Genomic DNA, 17,498 nt, shown 5'->3' with positions numbered 1-17,498 from the left:
AAGGGACACCCTGAATGATGCCGTACGCGCTCTTTTTTAAGTTGCAATCAGGTGTATGTTTCACATCTTTATCGCACATATCTGCCGTTTCCGATCCGGTTAAATAATTTTGATGTTGTTAAGCGCGGGTCAGACACGCCAGCCAACTTATTTTGTTGCCTAATAATATCGATAAGAAATGGTAAATGAAAAGAAAAGAGATATTTTTTTACCTTGCTTAGATCCGGTGTTACTGGTAACCCCTTTATTTGAAAGCGATATATCGCGTCTATCATTGTACATAAACCTTCCTTAAGTAGAACTGCACATCACAATCTGCACCATAGACTATGATTTTATTTACATACGGTCAGGAGAGGTAACACCCCGAACACCGTTTTACACCCTTTCGTCACGTCTGCGTTTATTGAGGTATCTGCATGGAGTCCAGATCTTTTCTTAAAAGCTGGGGGGCCGAGTTCGTGGCCGCCGACACAGTGCGTTTTCGTGTTTGGGCGAGCGGCCAGGAAAGTATCACGCTCAGGCTCTCAGGCAAGGAATTTAAGATGAACCCCGCTGGAGATGGCTGGTTCGAATTTTCCGCAACCGGGATCGCGCCCGGTACGGAATATAACTACATTCTGGCTGATGGTACCGCTCTGCCGGATCCGGCATCCCGTGGGCAAAAGGGGGACGTCAACGGTCCCTCCCTGGTCATAAATCCGGATAGCTATTGCTGGCAAAACACGCAGTGGCAGGGACGTCCCTGGGAAGAGACGGTTTTTTATGAGCTACACGTGGGCACCTTTACTCCCGAGGGGACGTTTAGAGCTGCCATTGAAAAACTGCCTTACCTGGCGGACATCGGTATCACCGCCATTGAGATCCTGCCGGTGTCTCAGTTTGGCGGCAATCGCGGCTGGGGATACGACGGCGTGCTGCTCTATGCGCCGCACTCTGCCTATGGTACGCCAAATGATTTTAAAGCCTTTGTCGATGCCGCTCACGGCTACGGTATGTCGGTTGTGCTCGACATTGTGCTGAATCATTTCGGCCCGGAAGGTAACTATCTGCCGCTGATCTCGCCAGACTTCTTCCACAAAGAGCGCATGACCCCCTGGGGACCCGGCATCGCCTATGATGTTGACGCCGTGCGCCGCTATATTGCCGAAGCACCGCTCTACTGGCTGAAAGAGTACAGCCTCGATGGCCTGCGCTTTGATGCCATTGATCAGATTGAGGATAGCGCTGACAAGCACGTCCTGATTGAGATTGCTGAGCGCATTCGCGCTGAGATTACTGACCGTCCCGTCCACCTGACTACGGAGGACTGCCGGAACGTCATTTTCCTGCATCCGCGTGATGAAGAGGGCGCGGCCCCGCTGTTCAGCGGCGAATGGAACGACGACTTCCACAACGCCGTACACGTTTTCGCTACCGGTGAAACCCACGCCTACTACCAGGATTTTGCGGAAGAGCCGGAAAAACACGTGGCGCGGGCGCTGGCCGAAGGGTTTGCCTATCAGGGAGAAGTCTCTCCCCAGTCTGGCGAGGCACGCGGCGTGAGCAGTACCGGGCAACCACCGGTGGCCTTCGTCGACTTTATCCAGAACCACGACCAGACGGGCAACCGTGCCCAGGGCGAGCGATTGGTCTCCCTGGCGGGCGTCGAGCGTACTAAAGTGCTGCTGGCTGCGCTGCTTCTGTCCCCGCACATCCCGCTGCTGTTTATGGGGGAAGAGTACGGCGAAAGTAATCCTTTCCTGTTCTTTACCGATTTTCATGGCGATCTCGCCAAAGCCGTGCGCGAAGGGCGGGCCAAAGAGTTCGAAGGGCATGATGGCTACGAAGGTGACAGCGTGCCCGATCCCAACGCCGAAAGCACCTTTATGCAGTCTAAGCTGGACTGGAAAAAGCTGGAAGGTCACGAAGGGCGCGCCTGGCTGGAGCTGACCCGGGCGCTGCTGCAGCTGCGCCAGCAGCATATCGTACCGCTGCTGGCTACCGCCGGGGGCAATTCGGGGCGGGTAGTCAACACCGCCGACGGTTTCCTCGCCGTGACCTGGACCTTCCCAAAAGGCACGCTCTCGCTGGCGCTGAATATTGGCGAGCGTAATCAGACCCTGCCGGACCTGCCCGGCGAAACCGTTTTTGCCTGGCCGAATGCGACAGATGAACTGTCGCAGAACTCAATTGTTGTTCGCCTTGCATCAGGAGAAGCAAAGTGAAGATCCCAACCGCGACTTATCGGATTCAATTTCGTAACGGCATGACCTTTGACCGTGCCGCTGGCCTCGTGCCCTACCTGCAGCAGCTTGGCATTAGCCACCTCTACGCCTCGCCAATCTTTACCGCTACGTCTGGCTCCACGCATGGCTACGACGTGACGGATGCCAATGAGATCGAGCCTGCCATCGGCGGCCGTGAGGGCTTTGACCGGATGGTGAAGGCATTGAAAGAGGCGGGTCTCGGTCTGATTCTGGATATTGTGCCGAACCATATGGCCGCTTCGCTGGAGAATCCCTGGTGGCGCGACGTGGTCGAGAACGGTGAAAAGAGCCGCTACGCCCGCTATTTTGATATCGACTGGTCGCGACGCCTGACCCTGCCGTTCCTCGGAGATACCTTTGAGGCCGAGCTGGAGAAGGGTGATATCAGCGTGCAGGCCGATCCGCAGACCGGTAAACCTGCTTTCGTCTATTTTGAAAGCGTTTACCCGCTTTGTCCGGAGAGCTATCAGGGCCGCGAAGAGGAGGTGCTGAAGCTTACCGATAAAGCCGAGCTTATCGCGCTTCACGAGCGCCAGCCCTACCGGCTGATGACGTGGCGGGATGCGCCGCGCGATCTCTCCTACCGCCGCTTCTTTGAAATTACCGGCCTTGCGGGCGTTCGCGTTGAGGACGATGCCGTCTTTGACGATAGCCACCGGCTGATCCTCGATCTGGTGCGCAGCGGGGCGGTAGACGGTTTGCGTGTAGACCACGTAGACGGCCTCGCCGATCCCAAAGGGTATCTTCAGCGTCTGCGCAAAGAGGCGGGATCCGACTGCTACATCACCGTTGAGAAGATCCTTGGTAAGGGCGAGCATCTGCCGGACGACTGGCCCGTGTCCGGCACTACCGGATACGAATTTATTGCTGCGATTTCGGACGCCCTGGTAGACGACGACAGGCTTGCCGCGCTGCGCAAGGCCTATGATAAGACCCTGAGCAAACCGGCTGATATGAAGGCCGAGCTGCGTGCGGCGAAGCTGCTGATGGCCGACAGAAATTTCGAAGGTGAATTTACTACCTTGCTGAAGCTGGCGCTCGGTATTGCTGAATCCGAGGGGATCGCCGCTCAGGAAACCACCGTGCGTGCAGCTTTACGAGAACTTCTGGTCGCCTTCCCGGTCTATCGTACCTACGGTACAGAGGCAGGGCTGCCACCAACCGATGCCGAACTGCTGCAAAAAGTGGTAGCGAAGGTCAAAGCCAGCGCGAACGCGCCGGATCCGGAGGCGCTCGATTTTATCACCGATATTCTCGCTGGCTCCCTCTCTGATGCTGTCTCTGCGAAAGCAGCGCTTTTCCGCACCCGTTTCCAGCAGCTCACCGGGCCGCTGATGGCTAAGTCGGTAGAGGATACGCTCTTCTTCCGTCAAAACATGGGTCTGGCGCTCAATGAAGTGGGGGCCGAGCCGCTGCGGCGCGCGTTCTCTCTCGATCGTTTCCACGCTGAGATGAAAACCCGGCTGGAGAAGCAGCCCGACGCGCTGTCTGGTACCTCGACCCACGATACCAAACGCGGCGAGGATACGCGGGCGCGGCTCTACACCCTGACGGAAGCCCCGGCGCGCTGGGCGGTATGCGTTGCCCGCTGGCAGGAGATCAACCAGCATAAGGTGGTCGAGCTTGAGGATGGCCCGGCACCAAAACCTGCCGGGGCGTGGATGCTCTATCAGGCGCTGGCGGGCGTATGGCCCGTGACGCTTCAGCCAGACGACGCGGAAGGCCTGAAGGCTTTAGAGGCGCGTTTCCTGGACTTCGTTGAAAAAGCGCTGCGGGAAGCGAAGCTGCGGACCGACTGGGTCGACAGCAACGATCCTTTTGAAAAAGCGATGCTCGACTATGCCCGGCACCTGCTTTCGCCGGATAACCAGGCCTTCCTGCAGGATTTCGTTAGCGCGCTGCAGCCATTTATTCGGGCGGGGCTGGTTAACAGCCTTACCCAGACGGCGATCAAGCTCACCGCGCCGGGCGTGCCGGATATCTATCAGGGCAGCGAGGCACTTAACTTCAGCCTTGTCGATCCTGACAACCGTCGGGAGCCGGATTTTGCCACGCTGACCCAGCAGCTCGGCGGGGACGATCGGCCTGTTCCGACAAGCGAAGAGAGTTGGCAGAGTGGCCTGCTGAAGCAGCAGGTCATCGCGAAGAGCCTGCGCCTGCGTCAGCAGAAGCCCGCGCTGTTCCGTCATGGCGACTATCTGCCGCTGGCGGTAACGGGGGAGCGGGCGGATCACGTTATCGCCTATGCCCGGGTGACCCCTCGGATTCGAGGCGGTGACGCGCTGATCGTCATTGCGCCGCGTCTCGCGCTGCGCCTGCCTGACGATGCTGAAGCGGCATGGTTTACCGATACCACGATTGCGTTGCCTGAAGAACTCGCAGGCCGCCGCTACCGCAATATTCTCAGCGGAGAAGTTATCTCCCTGAACGATCGCCTTGATTTAACCCATACCACTGGAGATGTCCCGCAAATATTGATAGCTGATTGATTTGAATCTTGAAAATTTGCAGCGCTTAAACGCGCCTGGTTGCTTATTGCCTGAAGGAATGTGCCCTCTGAAGTCCACATTCTATGGAGAAGAATGAATGAAACACAGTAACGCGTATAAAATCCTGCCGGGGGATTATCATCTTCTCGGCGCAAACTACGATGGTGAGGGTGTCAATTTTGCCCTTTTCTCGGCGCATGCAGAGCGCGTTGAGCTTTGCCTCTATGATCCAAGCGGCAAGAATGAAATTGCCCGCCTTGAGCTGCCGGAAAATACCCATGAAGTCTGGCATGGCTACGTGCCCGGTCTTAAGCCGGGTGCGCTCTATGGTTTCCGCGTTCACGGACCGTTTGATCCGGAGAACGGTCACCGTTTCAACCCCAATAAGCTGGTTATTGATCCCTATGCCCGCGACCTGGTTGGCGACGTAGAGTGGAACGAAGCACATTTTGCCTACGACATGCTGCATGAAGATAAGGATCTGACCTTCGATAAGCGGGACAGCGCACCGTTTATGCCGAAGTGCCGGGTGATCGACCCGCATGAGTTCGACTGGCAGGACAATAACCGTCCGAACATTCCATGGTCGCAGGCGATTATCTATGAAACCCATGTGAAGGGCTTCACCCAGCTCAACTCTGCGCTGCCGCAAGCGCTGCGCGGTAACTTTGAAGGGATGGGCCACAAGGCTACCGTGGACTACATCAAAAACCTGGGCATTACCTCGGTCGAGCTGCTGCCGGTTCACTGGTTCCCGGACGACCAGCATCTGCTGGACAGAGGTTTGAAAAACTTTTGGGGCTACAATACGCTGGGCTTCTTTGCGCCAGCGTCGCGCTACTTCGGGCCGAAAGGTATTCAGGGCTTCCGCGATATGGTGCGCGCATTCCACGATGCGGGTATCGAGGTTATCCTCGACGTGGTCTATAACCACACGGCGGAAGGTAACGAACTGGGCCCAACGCTGTCGTTTAAGGGGATCGATAACTTCTCCTACTACCGCACGCTGCCTGACCAGCACCGCTACTACATCAACGATACCGGCACGGGCAACACCGTTAACACCTCCCATCCGCGCGTGCTGCAGATGGTGATGGACTCCCTGCGCTACTGGGCAGAGTCGATGCATATCGACGGCTTCCGCTTCGACCTCGGTACAATCCTTGGCCGTGAGCCGGAAGGTTTTGACCAGCGCGGCGGCTTCTTTGATGCCATGACGCAGGATCCGGTGCTGTCGAAGCTGAAGCTGATTGGTGAGCCCTGGGATATCGGCCCGGGTGGCTACCAGGTGGGTGGTTTCCCACCGGGCTGGGCGGAGTGGAACGATAAGTATCGTGACACGGTGCGTGAGTACTGGAAGGGCGATAACGTGGCATCCGATTTTGCCTCCCGCCTGCTTGGCTCTGGCGATCTCTACGACATCCGCGGTCGTCGCCCGTGGGCCAGCGTTAACTTTATCACCGCTCACGACGGCTTCACGCTGAACGACCTGGTGTCGTACAACGATAAGCACAACGAAGAGAATGGCGAAGACAACAACGACGGTCATAACGACAACCGCTCGTACAACTACGGCGCGGAAGGCCCGACCGACGACGAAAATATCAATACCATCCGCGAGCGGCAAAAACGTAACTTCCTCGCTACGCTGCTCTTCTCCCACGGTACGCCGATGCTGCTGGCGGGGGACGAGTTTGGCCGTAGCCAGATGGGTAACAATAACGGCTACTGCCAGGACAGCGAGATCTCCTGGATTCACTGGGATGACCTGCCGGCCTCCAGCGAGGCGCTACGCGAGTTCACCCGCCAGATTATCAAGCTGCGTAAAGAGCAGCCGCTGCTGCGCCGCGAAAGCTGGCGCGATGGCCTGCTTATCGAGTGGTTCAACGCCGAGGGTGGCGTTCAGCAGCCAGAGCACTGGCATGAAGGTTCGGCCCTGGTGGTTTATATCAGCCGGCCGGATTTAAAACCTGAGGAGGGGATCTGGCACGACGTGCTGATGCTGCTCAATCCGTTTGAAGAGAGCATGGAGTTCCGCATTCCACAGCCTGGCGAGAGCGGCTGGGTGCTGGAGCTGACCACCTTTGATACGGAACCGCGCGGTATTGTTATTGATAGCGAAACGGATTTCACCCTGGAAGGGCGCAGTATTGCGCTGTTCAGAAGACCATAATCAGAAGGTAATAGTTAAAACGGCTCTGCTTTGACACTCAGCAGAGCCGCTTTTGCATCGACACCCCTAGCGCTGACGCGTGGCGTACCAGCAGAGCAGGGAGCCGCCGCAGACCATCAGTGCGCCCTGCCAAAATGCCAGGCCCAGCGGGGCGCTGAGCAGCGTAGCCGCCAGCGCCGACGACAGCACAGGGGTAAAGTAGGAGGCCGCCGCCAGCACGTTGACATAGCCGTGCAGGATGCCCGTATTCCAGGCGGCATAGCCAAACCCAAGGGCAAAAGCCACCATCAGAAGCTGGATAATAACCGGCCAGCTGAAGTCCATCGGCGGCTGATCGCTCAGAGCAAACTTGATCCACAGGCTGAGCGCAGTGAGCAAGATAAACAGGGTAATACCGTTGTGGCCATCGGCATATTTACTGGTGACGGTGCAGTAGGTAGCCCAGATGATGGCTCCGCTAAAGGCGAGAAGGTAGCTGAGCGGGCTGGAGATGATATTGTCGCGAATGTCAGCGACGTTCAGTCCGCTATCGCCCCCCAGCACCCAGCAGACACCAAGAACCGAGAGCAGCAGGCCAGGCACAATCCACAGGTTGCTTTTTTGTTTGTTAAACAGGATGGCGAACAGAATAGTCAGGCTCGGCCAGAGATAGTTGACCATCCCGACCTCAATGGCCTGATGGCGCGTGGCGGCGTAGCCAAGGGAGAGGGCGAGGCACATCTCATAACTAACAAACAGTACGCTGCCGGCCAGCAGATACCGGAGCGGAAAGCGCCGAACGGCGGGGAAGCCAACCGTAGCCCAAAGCAGTACGCCGCTTAGGGTGTAGATCATTGCCGCCCCGCCCACGGGGCCGAGTCCTTCACTGACGCCGCGAATGAGTCCCACCATGGTGCTCCACAGCACAATGGCAATTAAGCCGATAAGCGTTGCCCTTTTCTTTGTCATCCTACGTCCGTTATAACGTCTATGTCTTTGAAAAGGGCATACTACCTTAATGCCGGAAATCGATCACCATACGACCACGGATCTGGCCTTGCTCCATCTCTTTGAAAATAATATTAATATCTTCCAGAGGTCGGGAGGCGACTTTCGGCACCACTTTACCCTCGGCGGCAAACTGGAAGGCTTCGGTCAGATCCTGACGGGTGCCCACCAGCGAACCGACGACCTGAATACCGTCCAGCACCAGACGCGGGATATCGAGGCTCATCGACTCCGGCGGCAGGCCAACGGCCACCACGCGGCCACCGGCACGCACCGCATCCACGGCGGAGTTAAACGCCGCTTTGGCGACGGCAGTCACGACCGCAGCATGCGCACCACCGGTTTTCTGCTGGATGATCTGCGCTGCGTCCTCGTTACGGGAGTTGATAGTCAGATCGGCTCCCATCTCTGACGCCAGGCTGAGCTGCTCGTCGTTGACGTCGATAGCGATCACCTTGGCGTTGAATACGTTTTTCGCATACTGCATCGCGAGGTTGCCAAGGCCGCCAAGACCGTAGATGGCAATCCACTGCCCGGGCTTGATGTGGGAGATCTTAATCGATTTGTAGGTCGTCACGCCTGCGCAGGTAATGCTGCTGGCGGCGGCGGGATCCAGCCCATCCGGGACTTTAACCGCGTAGTCCGCGACCACAATGCACCCTTCGGCCATGCCGCCATCGACGCTATAACCTGCGTTTTTGACTTCGCGGCAGAGGGTTTCGTTCCCGCTGTTACAGTATTCGCAGTGCCCGCAACCCTCATAGAACCAGGCCACGCTGGCGCGATCCCCTGGCTTCAGCGAGGTGACGCCAGGCCCCACTTCCTCTACCACGCCAATGCCTTCGTGGCCCAGAATAACCCCGGTCTTGTCACCGAAATCGCCGTTTTTAACGTGAAGATCGGTATGGCAAACCCCACAGCACTCCATCTTTAACCGCGCCTCGCCATGACGAAGAGCGCGTAAGGTTTTTTCTTTGATTTCTACTTGATGATCGTGAGTGACAACAGCAGCTTTCATTTTTATCTCCTTATGGGTATGCAGTTGGATGATGCATAACGCAACGCGTATGAAGGGAACGCAATTACTCCTTAAGGATTAATAACTTCTGTTCAGTATGCAACCACAACGAAACATTCTGCAATAATTTATGAGAATCATTCGCATTTTTGCTGGTCAGGTAGCAATTCAGCTAACACGAAGGTAACTTTTTTAAAACATTGTCATCCAGAGGTCATAAACACAGCGTAAGTTACTGGCTTCTCTCAACAATATGAGTCTTAGCAATGCTTCTGGTGAAAAAACTTCTTGCGGTAAGTCTGCTTCTGTCGGCGTCAGTTCAGGCGCAAAACATTCTGGAATTTCCACAGCCGGAGAACAACCCGGAGGAGTTCTATGCGGTAACGGAGATCCCCGCTGGCGGTATTATCAAGTATGAGACCGATGCAAAAACCGGCTTTATTATTGCCGACCGTTTCCAGTCGATGCCGGTAGCCTATCCGGCAAACTATGGCTCGCTAACGCAGTCGCTGGCAGGCGATGGCGATCCGCTGGATGTGATTTTTTATACCCGTGCGCCGATGGCTCCCGGCACGCTGATCAAGCTCCGCGCAATTGGCGTCCTGAAGATGATCGACGGCGGCGAGAAGGATGACAAAATCGTCGCTGTACCTGCGAGCAAAATCGACCCCACCTATGATGAGATTCAAAGCCTGAGCGATTTGCCAAAAATCGAGCAGGAGCGTTTAGAGGCTTTCTTCCGCGTCTATAAACAGCTTCCGGCGGGGCGTAAATCCGTTGAGCTGAACGGCTTCAATGATGCAGCCACCGCGAAGCAAGAGATCAAAGCGGCATGGGATGCCTGGAAAGCGAAGCACCCGCAGCAGAATTAAAAAAACGGGCATCAGAAGATGCCCGTTAGTTTATCTGCCTTAGATTGAGGTTCGGCGATAGCTGCGGTACTCAGGCCGCCAGAAGTTATCGTCGATTGCCTGCGACAGCGCCTCGGCGGAGGTTTTCACCGCCACGCCTTCCTCCTGGGCGACTTTACCTACCGCAAAGGCGATGGCACGGGAGACGTGCTGGATCTCATCAAGGCCCGGCAGCACCATGCCGTTGTCGTTGGTCCGCAGCGGGGAGTGCTCCGCCAGGGTTTCGCTTGCGGCCATCAGCATCTCATCGGTAATGCGTGACGCACCGGCGGCGATAACGCCCAGCCCGACGCCGGGGAAGATATAGGCGTTGTTGCACTGGGCAATCGGGTAGAGCTTATCTTTCCACTGCACCGGCGGGAAGGGGCTGCCGGTTGCCACCAGCGCGTTGCCGTCGGTCCAGGTGATGATATCCTGCGGCGTGGCCTCTACGCGGGAGGTCGGATTCGAGAGCGGCATGACGATCGGGCGCGGGCAGTACTTATGCATCTCACGGATAATCTCCTCCGTGAACAGCCCGGTCTGACCCGAAACGCCGATCAGGATGTCTGGCTTGACGTTGCGCACTACGTCCAGCAGAGAGATGGCGTCGCCGCTGGTCTCCCAGTTCTGGATATTCTCCTGCTTCTGCACCAGCTTGCTCTGGAACGGCAGCAGGTTAGGCATCTGATCCGTCAGCAGACCGAAGCGATCGACCATGTACACTTTTTGCCGCGCCGCCGCTTCGCTCAGCCCTTCGCGCTGGGTCTGGGCGACGATCTGCTCGGCGATACCGCACCCGGCAGAGCCTGCACCGAGGAAGACAATCTTCTGGTTGCTCAGCTGGCTGCCTGCGGCACGGCTGGCGGCGATAAGCGTACCCACGGTTACCGCCGCGGTACCCTGGATATCATCGTTAAAGGAGCAGATCTCGTTCCGATAACGGTTCAGCAGCGGCATAGCGTTTTTCTGGGCGAAGTCTTCAAACTGTAAAAGTACATCCGGCCAGCGCTGTTTCACCGCCTGGATAAACTCATCCACGAACTCATAGTATTCGTCGCCGCTGATACGCGGATGACGCCAGCCCATATAGAGCGGATCGTTAAGCAACTGCTGGTTGTTGGTGCCGACATCCAACACTACCGGCAGCGTATAGGCCGGACTGATGCCGCCGCAGGCGGTGTAGAGCGACAGCTTGCCGATAGGAATGCCCATGCCGCCAATGCCCTGATCGCCGAGCCCCAGAATACGTTCGCCGTCGGTGACCACGATCACTTTAATATTGTGCGCCGGGACGTTCTGTAAAATGTCATCCATCATGTGGCGGTTTTCGTAGGAGATAAACACCCCGCGCGCGCGGCGGTAGATCTCAGAGAAGCGTTCGCAGGCGGAGCCGACCGTCGGGGTATAGATAACCGGCATCATCTCATCAAGATGGTTTTCCACCAGACGGTAGAAGAGGGTTTCGTTAGTGTCCTGGATGTTACGCAGATAGATGTGCTTATCGATATCCGTTTTGAACCCCTGATACTGTAGCCAGGCGCGTTCGGCTTGCTCTTCTATGGTCTCCACCACTTCGGGGAGCAGGCCGAGCAGGTTAAAGTTGCGTCGCTCTTCCAGGCTAAAGGCGCTGCCTTTATTTAGCAGGGGAAACTCTAACAGCACGGGGCCAGCATAGGGGATGTACAGCGAACGGTTTTTCTTGTACTTCAGCAACATCTCAAAAACTCCTGGGTAGACGGATCCCGGCGATGGCACGGTTACCTGCGTGCAAACGGGGTGGGTGTACGGCGGGGGGAGTATAAAGCATGCGTAGTGCAATTTCTTGTTACTTCGATGAAACATATTCATAAAGATAAACGCCACCGGAGCGGTGGCGTAAGACTAGATTATCAGTGGCGGTTAATGCATCACTCGGCGCGACGATGGCGACCATGTCGATGGGTAACCACTTTTTCGCTGCCGTCTTCACTACGCACGACCTTTCTTTGATTCGACAGCTTATAGTCCAGCCCTAAAATATGACGTGCCTGACGATTCGATCTCATGCTAACTCCTTAATTCTGTGAATAGTTTCAAGGACCAGCCCGCAACTGCGAGCCGGGCAAAGCGTATCCCATAGCTTGAGCAACGTACCACTTTCCCTGAACGAAAAATGTGCTGCGAGCTTAGTATTCAATCATTGCTGCTCGGGAGGTAGCCATTTTTTAGAGCTTAAGCGTAATAGTCTTACAGATAGGGGAAGATTTTTAACAGCCTTCAGGCTGTAATGTTGCTTTAACAGCCTTCAGGGTGTATTTTTATAAAACAGCTTATAGGGTGTATAAAATCCAATTCTTGCGGCAAGCTTATTATGAAAAATGTCTATCCAGTTAAGACACTTACCCAGTTGCGTCCCTTGCTCCTTGGTTTTCGCAAAGCAAATGGACTGACGCAAAAAGAGGTGTCTGAAAGGTTAGGGGTAACCCAGCAGACTTATGCTCGCTTGGAGGCCAACCCTGCCAGTGCGAGCCTGGAACGCCTGTTCAAGGTGTTTACCGTGCTGGGCGTAGAGATCAACCTCACCTCGGGGCCCGTCTCATCAAACGTGAAGCAGACAGAAGAGGGCGATAAATTATCAAATTTACCTGCCAGACTGGAGAAATGGTGAGGATATGAGCCGGAGACAGCAGCGTTTAGCAATATGGATGAACGGCATCCGGGTCGGATTCTGGGAAAGGAACAAAGGGGTAGATTCGTTACGTTATCTCCCGAAATGGAGTGCTGACGAGCAGGGAAGGCCTTTATCGTTGTCTCTGCCTTTCACCCCCGGGGATCAAATCTTACGTGGAAATGTGGTACGTGACTATTTTGATAATTTACTACCGGACAGCGAAGGGATACGCAGGCGTCTGGCTACGCGCTATCAGGCAGAAAGCCTCGAACCTTTTGATCTGCTGACAGAACTGGGAAAAGATTGCGTGGGTGCTATACAGCTACTGCATCCAGACGATGAGCCCACAGATCTATATTGCGTAAAATATCGCCAGCTCTCTGAATCAGAAATAGCGACGATATTGCGTAATACTACCGAGGCATTGTTACCCGGCAGGCAGGATAATTCTGACGACTTACGTTTGTCTATTGCCGGTGCACAGGAAAAAACAGCCTTGCTGTGGCATGAAGATCGGTGGTGTCTGCCTGAAGGCAATACGCCGACGACGCATATATTCAAGTTACCGCTCGGGCTGGTCGGAAATATGAAAGCAGACATGAGCTCGTCGGTGGAAAATGAATGGCTCTGTTCGCAACTTCTTGAACACTACGGGAGCCCCGTGGCAAAAACAGAGATGGCACAATTTGAAGACCAGAAGGTGCTGGTAGTTGAGCGTTTTGACCGGAAATGGTCAGGTGACCGACAGTGGATAATACGCTTACCCCAGGAGGATATGTGTCAGGCTCTGGGGGTTTCACCATTACGAAAGTATCAGGTTGATGGTGGCCCGGGTATCACGGATGTAATGGAAATTCTGAGTCATTCAGACCAGGCTGAACATGACAGAATGCAGTTCTTCAAGTCGCAGATTATTTTCTGGCTAATGGCTGCCACAGATGGCCATGCCAAAAATTTCAGTATCGCGATAGAGCCTCAGGGTCGTTATCACCTCACCCCGCTCTATGATGTATTATCAGCATGGCCGGTGCTCGGTCACGGAAACAACCAGATATCCTGGCAGAAGTGCAAGCTAGCAATGGCCGTCCGTGGCAATACCAACTATTACCTGATTAACAGGATACAAAGACGACACTGGCTCAAGCATGGCGAGTTGACCGGCCTCAGTAAGAGGCTGGTAGAGACGTTGATAGAGGAAATCATATCTGAAACACCGGACGTGATTGAGCGTGTTAGCGGGCTAATTCCAGACCAGTTCCCGCAAGAAGTGGCAGAAAAAGTTTTTGATGGAATAAGGCAGCAATGCAGGCGTCTGACTGAGAAATAGGTATCGATTTCATGTGACCATCCGCTCATTGTCAATTTCCTCCGCCAAAAACCTGCACGGCGCGTTGCAGACGTGCGGCACGGGAGGAGAGGTCGCAGGCGGCGTCGGTAACCCGCTCAACCATGCCGGTATTGTTGTGGGTCATCACGCCGATGCGCGATATGGACTCGTTGATTAACGCCAGCGCCTGGGTCTGCTCCTGGGTGGCGGTGCCAATCTCGTTGATCATGGTCGACATCTGAATAACGTTGTCGATCATCGCCGTCAGGTGCGTTTCGGTATTCTCAACCATCTTTACGCCGCTGCTGACGTTTGCGACATTTTGCTCTATCAGCGTTTTGATCTCCTTCGCGGCAGAAGCAGAGTGCTGGGCCAGATGACGCACCTCGGCCGCCACCACCGCAAAGCCACGGCCAGCCTCACCGGCGCGGGCAGCCTCTACGGCAGCGTTGAGTGCCAGAATGTTGGTTTGAAAGGCGATGCTGTCAATAACGCCAATAATGTCGACGATCTGCTTATTATCGCGGGAGATGGACTGCATCATGGTGATGGTCTGCTTCATGACGCTGCCGCTGTTGACTGCATTACTGCTGGTCTCGTCTGCACGGATCATCGCGTCAGCAGCGGTCTCTGCCGTCTGCTTCACCGCGCTGGCTATCTCCTCAACTGCCGCCGCCGTCTGGTGCAGATCCGTTGAGGTCTCTTCGGTACGCTGCTGTAGCGATTTCCCCTCTTCAGAGATGCGATGGCTGATTTTACGGATCCCATCCAGTTGGCTGGTGACATCCCCCACCAGAGAGTTAAGATTCAGCCCGGACTGATTCACAAGGCGCAGCAGCATGCCTATCTCATCGACGCGGTTAAACTGAAAATAGTCGGCTCGTCTTCCAGAGACCACCTTCTGCATTTGCGTTAAGACTAATTTTAACGGATGCGAAACCTGCGCCTGTAAAAAGATCGAGGCAAATATAAAGAGAATCAGCGTCGCGCCGGATAGCACCAGCGCCGGAAGATTAATAAAGGGCAAGACGGCAATCAGCAATGCGGTAATACCCAGCGCCAGATTAATACGCTGTGAAATAGTCAGCCACTTAAACAGAGATAATAAAGAGAGCGGCCCTCGTCGCACCAGTACGCCTTTATAGAAGCGATACCCTTTTAATTTATTGTTGTTTATTTGCGCATAGAGGTTTTCACTGTCGTCAATCTCTTCCCGTGGCGGAATATTCCTGACCGAGATATAGCCAGTCAGCTTTTCCTGCTGATAAACCGGGGTGACGTTAGCCCGCACCCAGTAGTGATCGCCATTTTGACGCCGGTTCTTGACTAGCCCCGTCCAGCTCTCTCCCTGCTGGATGGTAAACCACATATCGGCAAACGCGGCCGGAGGCATATCAGGGTGGCGAATAATATTATGCGGCTCGCCGACCAGTTCCCCCTCTACGAAGCCGCTGGCCTCAATAAAAGCAGAGTTGGCATAAGAAATATGGCTCTGCGTATTGGTTGTCGACATGAGCGTCGTGCCGTCGTTAAGCAAATACTCTTTCTGTGTAACAGGAGTGTTACGCTTCATCAATAACCCCATAATCAAGCGTCTTGCAATAAATAAAAAAGGAATTGTATTTTTCTTATAGCTCGCGCATTTTCCACTATGAATGCAATAACGAAAAGTAGCTGGAGAAAATATTTTTTTAGTCACGCTAAAATATGTCACCGGCGTAGGTTATAAAAATGAAAATAGATTAATTGGATGTTGTTAATACCTTAGCGCTCGGCAAAACCTTAACGCAAATAGAGAGGGCTTCGTGCTATATCGCAAAAATAATCTAACCTTTACAGGTACCTTTAATCGCTGGACAGGCTCAGGAGATGGACATGCACACCCCTCACGCTTCAGGACGTTCGAGCTTTGCCGTAGCGCTGTATGAGCTACTTAATCCCATTCCACTCGGCTTTTTTACCGCCGCCTGGATCTTTGACATTCTCTATATCAAAAGCATGCAGATTATGTGGACCGATGCCGCCAGCTGGCTAATTGTTATCGGTCTGGTGATTGCCATCATTCCCCGCATCATAAACCTGGTGCAGATCTGGGTAGGGCATCGGTACTCCTTTAGCTCCCCCGTTAAGCTGCACTTCTGGCTTAACCTGGTCGCCATCTTGCTGGCGATAGTGAATGCCTTTATCCATAGCCGCGATGCTTACGCCGTTGTCCCGCTGGGCGTAACGCTCTCTACCCTGGTGGTGATCCTGCTGCTGCTGGCAAATGTTCAACTCGCGCTGCGCCAGCGTAACGCTTATGGAGACACCGTATGAAAAGAGATAACCGAGCGTTACTCAGCGTGGTAATTGTCGCGCTACTCAGCGCCTGTGATAACGGCGCATCTGTCGATCCGCAGAAGCAGATGGGGCCGAACCCGGAGCTGCCGCAGGCGCAAAACTTCCTGCTGCCGCCGATGCAGGTGCCCGAAGGGGTGTCGTGGAAAGAGGGCGAGAAGCCCACCGTACCCGCCGGACTGCAGATTGAAAAAATTGCCGATGGCCTGAAACACCCGCGCCAAATCTACGTTTTACCCAATAACGACGTGCTGGTGGCGGAGTCAAATAGCACGCCGAAACCTACCACCCGACCCAAGCAGCTGATCATGGGCGTGGTACAGAGCGCCTCCGGCAAGGCCGGAAAAGGGGGCGATAGCATTACCCTGCTGCGCAACGTTAACGGCAAATGGGAGAAGCACACCTTCATTGAGAATCTGCACTCGCCGTTTGGTATCCAGCTGATTGGCAATACGCTGTGGGTTGCCAATGCTGATAGTCTGGTGAAGTTCCCCTATGAGACGGGGCAGACCTCTATCAGCGCGCCGGCTCAGGAGGTGACCGAACTGCCGGGTGGACCGATCAATCACCACTGGACCAAATCCCTGCTCGCCAGCCCCGACGGCAGCAAGCTGTATGTCGGCGTCGGATCAAACAGCAATATCACCGAGAATGGTATAGGGGCGGAGTACCGCCGGGCGGCCATCCTCGAGGTGGACGCCGCCAGCGGGGCGAGCCGCATCTACGCCAGCGGACTGCGTAACCCCACCGGAATGGGATGGGAGCCGCAGAGCGGCAAGCTGTGGGCTATCGTCAACGAACGGGATGAGATCGGCTCCGATCTGGTGCCGGACTATATGACGTCCGTGCAGGAGAATGGCTTCTACGGCTGGCCCTATAGCTATTTTGGCCAGCACGTTGACGAACGCGCCCAGCCGCAGCGTCCGGATCTGGTCGAGAAGGCCATCAAGCCCGACTACGCCATTAGCTCGCACGTGGCCCCGCTTGGTCTGCTGTTCTATACCGGGGACAATATGCCGCAGTATCGCGGCGGCGCGTTTGTGAGCGAGCACGGCAGTTGGAACCGCAAGCCGCTCAACGGCTACCAGGTGATGTGGGTCAAGTTTGAGAACGGCCAGCCGGTGGGGCTACCGCAGCCGGTGGTCACAGGCTTTTTAACCGACGACCAGAAGCAGGTCCGCGGTCTGCCGGTGGGTCTGGGGATGGATGCCCAGGGCGGGCTGATTATCGCCGACGATGCTGGTGACGCCGTCTGGCGGGTGAGTGCCGCGCAGTAGCTGACATGAAAAAGCTGCCGTTTGGCAGCTTTTTTTACGGCTTTGACCCGTCCTGAATAGCGTTGACACATTTTACTCATACACTGAGGAAAATGTGA

13 protein-coding genes are annotated in these 17,498 nt (G+C 55.2%); 8 read left to right on the top strand and 5 right to left on the bottom strand.

The features are described 5' to 3' along the window. The first annotated feature begins 419 nt into the window (after positions 1 to 419). The 3 genes from treZ to glgX all read left to right on the top strand — a co-directional run bounded on the left by treZ (position 420) and on the right by glgX (position 6,911). A complete protein-coding gene (treZ, locus tag RTP97_RS13680) occupies positions 420 to 2,207 on the top strand; it encodes a malto-oligosyltrehalose trehalohydrolase (protein ID WP_312414521.1) in 1,788 nt (595 codons plus the stop codon). Then, positions 2,204 to 4,738: a malto-oligosyltrehalose synthase gene (gene treY / locus RTP97_RS13675; RefSeq protein WP_312414520.1), complete on the top strand. Its 2,535-nt coding sequence runs from the start codon at positions 2,204 to 2,206 to the stop codon at positions 4,736 to 4,738. The genes treZ and treY overlap by 4 nt, the downstream gene beginning before the upstream one ends. Positions 4,739 to 4,835: 97 nt before the next feature. Next, positions 4,836 to 6,911 carry a glycogen debranching protein GlgX gene (gene glgX, locus RTP97_RS13670; RefSeq protein ID WP_312414518.1) on the top strand — a complete coding sequence of 692 codons (2,076 nt, stop codon included), beginning with the start codon at positions 4,836 to 4,838 and terminating at the stop codon, positions 6,909 to 6,911. Between the two features lie 66 nt (positions 6,912 to 6,977). On the opposite strand, the gene yddG is transcribed toward glgX, so the two are convergent. Both yddG and adhP read right to left on the bottom strand, forming a co-directional pair. Next, on the bottom strand, positions 6,978 to 7,859 hold the full coding sequence (gene yddG, locus RTP97_RS13665; RefSeq protein ID WP_312414515.1) for an aromatic amino acid DMT transporter YddG: 882 nt from the start codon (positions 7,857 to 7,859) through the stop codon (positions 6,978 to 6,980). Positions 7,860 to 7,905: 46 nt separating this feature from the next. Then, positions 7,906 to 8,916: an alcohol dehydrogenase AdhP gene (gene adhP, locus RTP97_RS13660; RefSeq protein ID WP_312414512.1), complete on the bottom strand. Its 1,011-nt coding sequence runs from the start codon at positions 8,914 to 8,916 to the stop codon at positions 7,906 to 7,908. A gap of 266 nt (positions 8,917 to 9,182) precedes the next feature. Between adhP and RTP97_RS13655 the strand changes: the two genes are divergently transcribed. Further along, positions 9,183 to 9,788, top strand: coding sequence for an inorganic diphosphatase (locus RTP97_RS13655; RefSeq protein ID WP_312414509.1), 606 nt, complete (start codon positions 9,183 to 9,185; stop codon positions 9,786 to 9,788). Positions 9,789 to 9,827: 39 nt separating this feature from the next. On the opposite strand, the gene RTP97_RS13650 is transcribed toward RTP97_RS13655, so the two are convergent. Together RTP97_RS13650 and sra are read right to left on the bottom strand one after the other, a co-directional pair. Further along, complete coding sequence (locus tag RTP97_RS13650) at positions 9,828 to 11,525, bottom strand: NAD-dependent malic enzyme (RefSeq protein WP_312414505.1); 1,698 nt, start codon at positions 11,523 to 11,525, stop codon at positions 9,828 to 9,830. Positions 11,526 to 11,716: 191 nt separating this feature from the next. Beyond that, positions 11,717 to 11,854: a stationary-phase-induced ribosome-associated protein gene (gene sra, locus RTP97_RS13645; RefSeq protein ID WP_312414502.1), complete on the bottom strand. Its 138-nt coding sequence runs from the start codon at positions 11,852 to 11,854 to the stop codon at positions 11,717 to 11,719. 305 nt (positions 11,855 to 12,159) lie between these two features. Between sra and RTP97_RS13640 the strand changes: the two genes are divergently transcribed. Together RTP97_RS13640 and RTP97_RS13635 are read left to right on the top strand one after the other, a co-directional pair. Continuing rightward, entirely contained in the window at positions 12,160 to 12,456 is a 297-nt protein-coding gene (locus tag RTP97_RS13640; RefSeq protein WP_312414500.1) for a helix-turn-helix transcriptional regulator, read from the top strand. 4 nt (positions 12,457 to 12,460) lie between these two features. Continuing rightward, positions 12,461 to 13,786: a type II toxin-antitoxin system HipA family toxin gene (locus RTP97_RS13635; protein ID WP_312414497.1), complete on the top strand. Its 1,326-nt coding sequence runs from the start codon at positions 12,461 to 12,463 to the stop codon at positions 13,784 to 13,786. A 31-nt stretch (positions 13,787 to 13,817) separates the two neighbouring features. On the opposite strand, the gene RTP97_RS13630 is transcribed toward RTP97_RS13635, so the two are convergent. Continuing rightward, a complete protein-coding gene (locus RTP97_RS13630) occupies positions 13,818 to 15,359 on the bottom strand; it encodes a PAS domain-containing methyl-accepting chemotaxis protein (protein ID WP_312414493.1) in 1,542 nt (513 codons plus the stop codon). Positions 15,360 to 15,661: 302 nt separating this feature from the next. Here RTP97_RS13630 and RTP97_RS13625 point away from each other — a divergent pair, with 302 nt between their 5' ends. Together RTP97_RS13625 and RTP97_RS13620 are read left to right on the top strand one after the other, a co-directional pair. After that, positions 15,662 to 16,102, top strand: a complete 441-nt coding sequence (locus RTP97_RS13625; RefSeq protein WP_312414491.1) for a DUF2231 domain-containing protein — start codon at positions 15,662 to 15,664, stop codon at positions 16,100 to 16,102. Continuing rightward, positions 16,099 to 17,400: a sorbosone dehydrogenase family protein gene (locus RTP97_RS13620; protein ID WP_312414489.1), complete on the top strand. Its 1,302-nt coding sequence runs from the start codon at positions 16,099 to 16,101 to the stop codon at positions 17,398 to 17,400. The genes RTP97_RS13625 and RTP97_RS13620 overlap by 4 nt, the downstream gene beginning before the upstream one ends. Positions 17,401 to 17,498: the final 98 nt, after the last annotated feature.

Source organism: Pseudescherichia sp. (assembly GCF_031998825.1).
Taxonomy (GTDB): domain Bacteria; phylum Pseudomonadota; class Gammaproteobacteria; order Enterobacterales; family Enterobacteriaceae; genus Pseudescherichia.
The sequence above is the reverse complement of the archived record's forward strand: the minus strand, read 5'-3'. Positions and strand labels throughout refer to the sequence as shown.

Excerpts from the sequence above, each read along its gene's own strand:
- RTP97_RS13635 (WP_312414497.1), top strand. The coding sequence starts at position 12,461 with ATGAGCCGGAGACAGCAGCGTTTAGCAATATGGATGAACGGCATCCGG.
- RTP97_RS13655 (WP_312414509.1), top strand. The coding sequence starts at position 9,183 with ATGCTTCTGGTGAAAAAACTTCTTGCGGTAAGTCTGCTTCTGTCGGCG.
- adhP (WP_312414512.1), bottom strand. The coding sequence starts at position 8,916 with ATGAAAGCTGCTGTTGTCACTCACGATCATCAAGTAGAAATCAAAGAA.
- RTP97_RS13630 (WP_312414493.1), bottom strand. The coding sequence starts at position 15,359 with ATGAAGCGTAACACTCCTGTTACACAGAAAGAGTATTTGCTTAACGAC.
- glgX (WP_312414518.1), top strand. The coding sequence starts at position 4,836 with ATGAAACACAGTAACGCGTATAAAATCCTGCCGGGGGATTATCATCTT.
- RTP97_RS13640 (WP_312414500.1), top strand. The coding sequence starts at position 12,160 with ATGAAAAATGTCTATCCAGTTAAGACACTTACCCAGTTGCGTCCCTTG.
- RTP97_RS13650 (WP_312414505.1), bottom strand. The coding sequence starts at position 11,525 with ATGTTGCTGAAGTACAAGAAAAACCGTTCGCTGTACATCCCCTATGCT.
- RTP97_RS13620 (WP_312414489.1), top strand. The coding sequence starts at position 16,099 with ATGAAAAGAGATAACCGAGCGTTACTCAGCGTGGTAATTGTCGCGCTA.
- RTP97_RS13625 (WP_312414491.1), top strand. The coding sequence starts at position 15,662 with ATGCACACCCCTCACGCTTCAGGACGTTCGAGCTTTGCCGTAGCGCTG.
- treZ (WP_312414521.1), top strand. The coding sequence starts at position 420 with ATGGAGTCCAGATCTTTTCTTAAAAGCTGGGGGGCCGAGTTCGTGGCC.
- yddG (WP_312414515.1), bottom strand. The coding sequence starts at position 7,859 with ATGACAAAGAAAAGGGCAACGCTTATCGGCTTAATTGCCATTGTGCTG.
- sra (WP_312414502.1), bottom strand. The coding sequence starts at position 11,854 with ATGAGATCGAATCGTCAGGCACGTCATATTTTAGGGCTGGACTATAAG.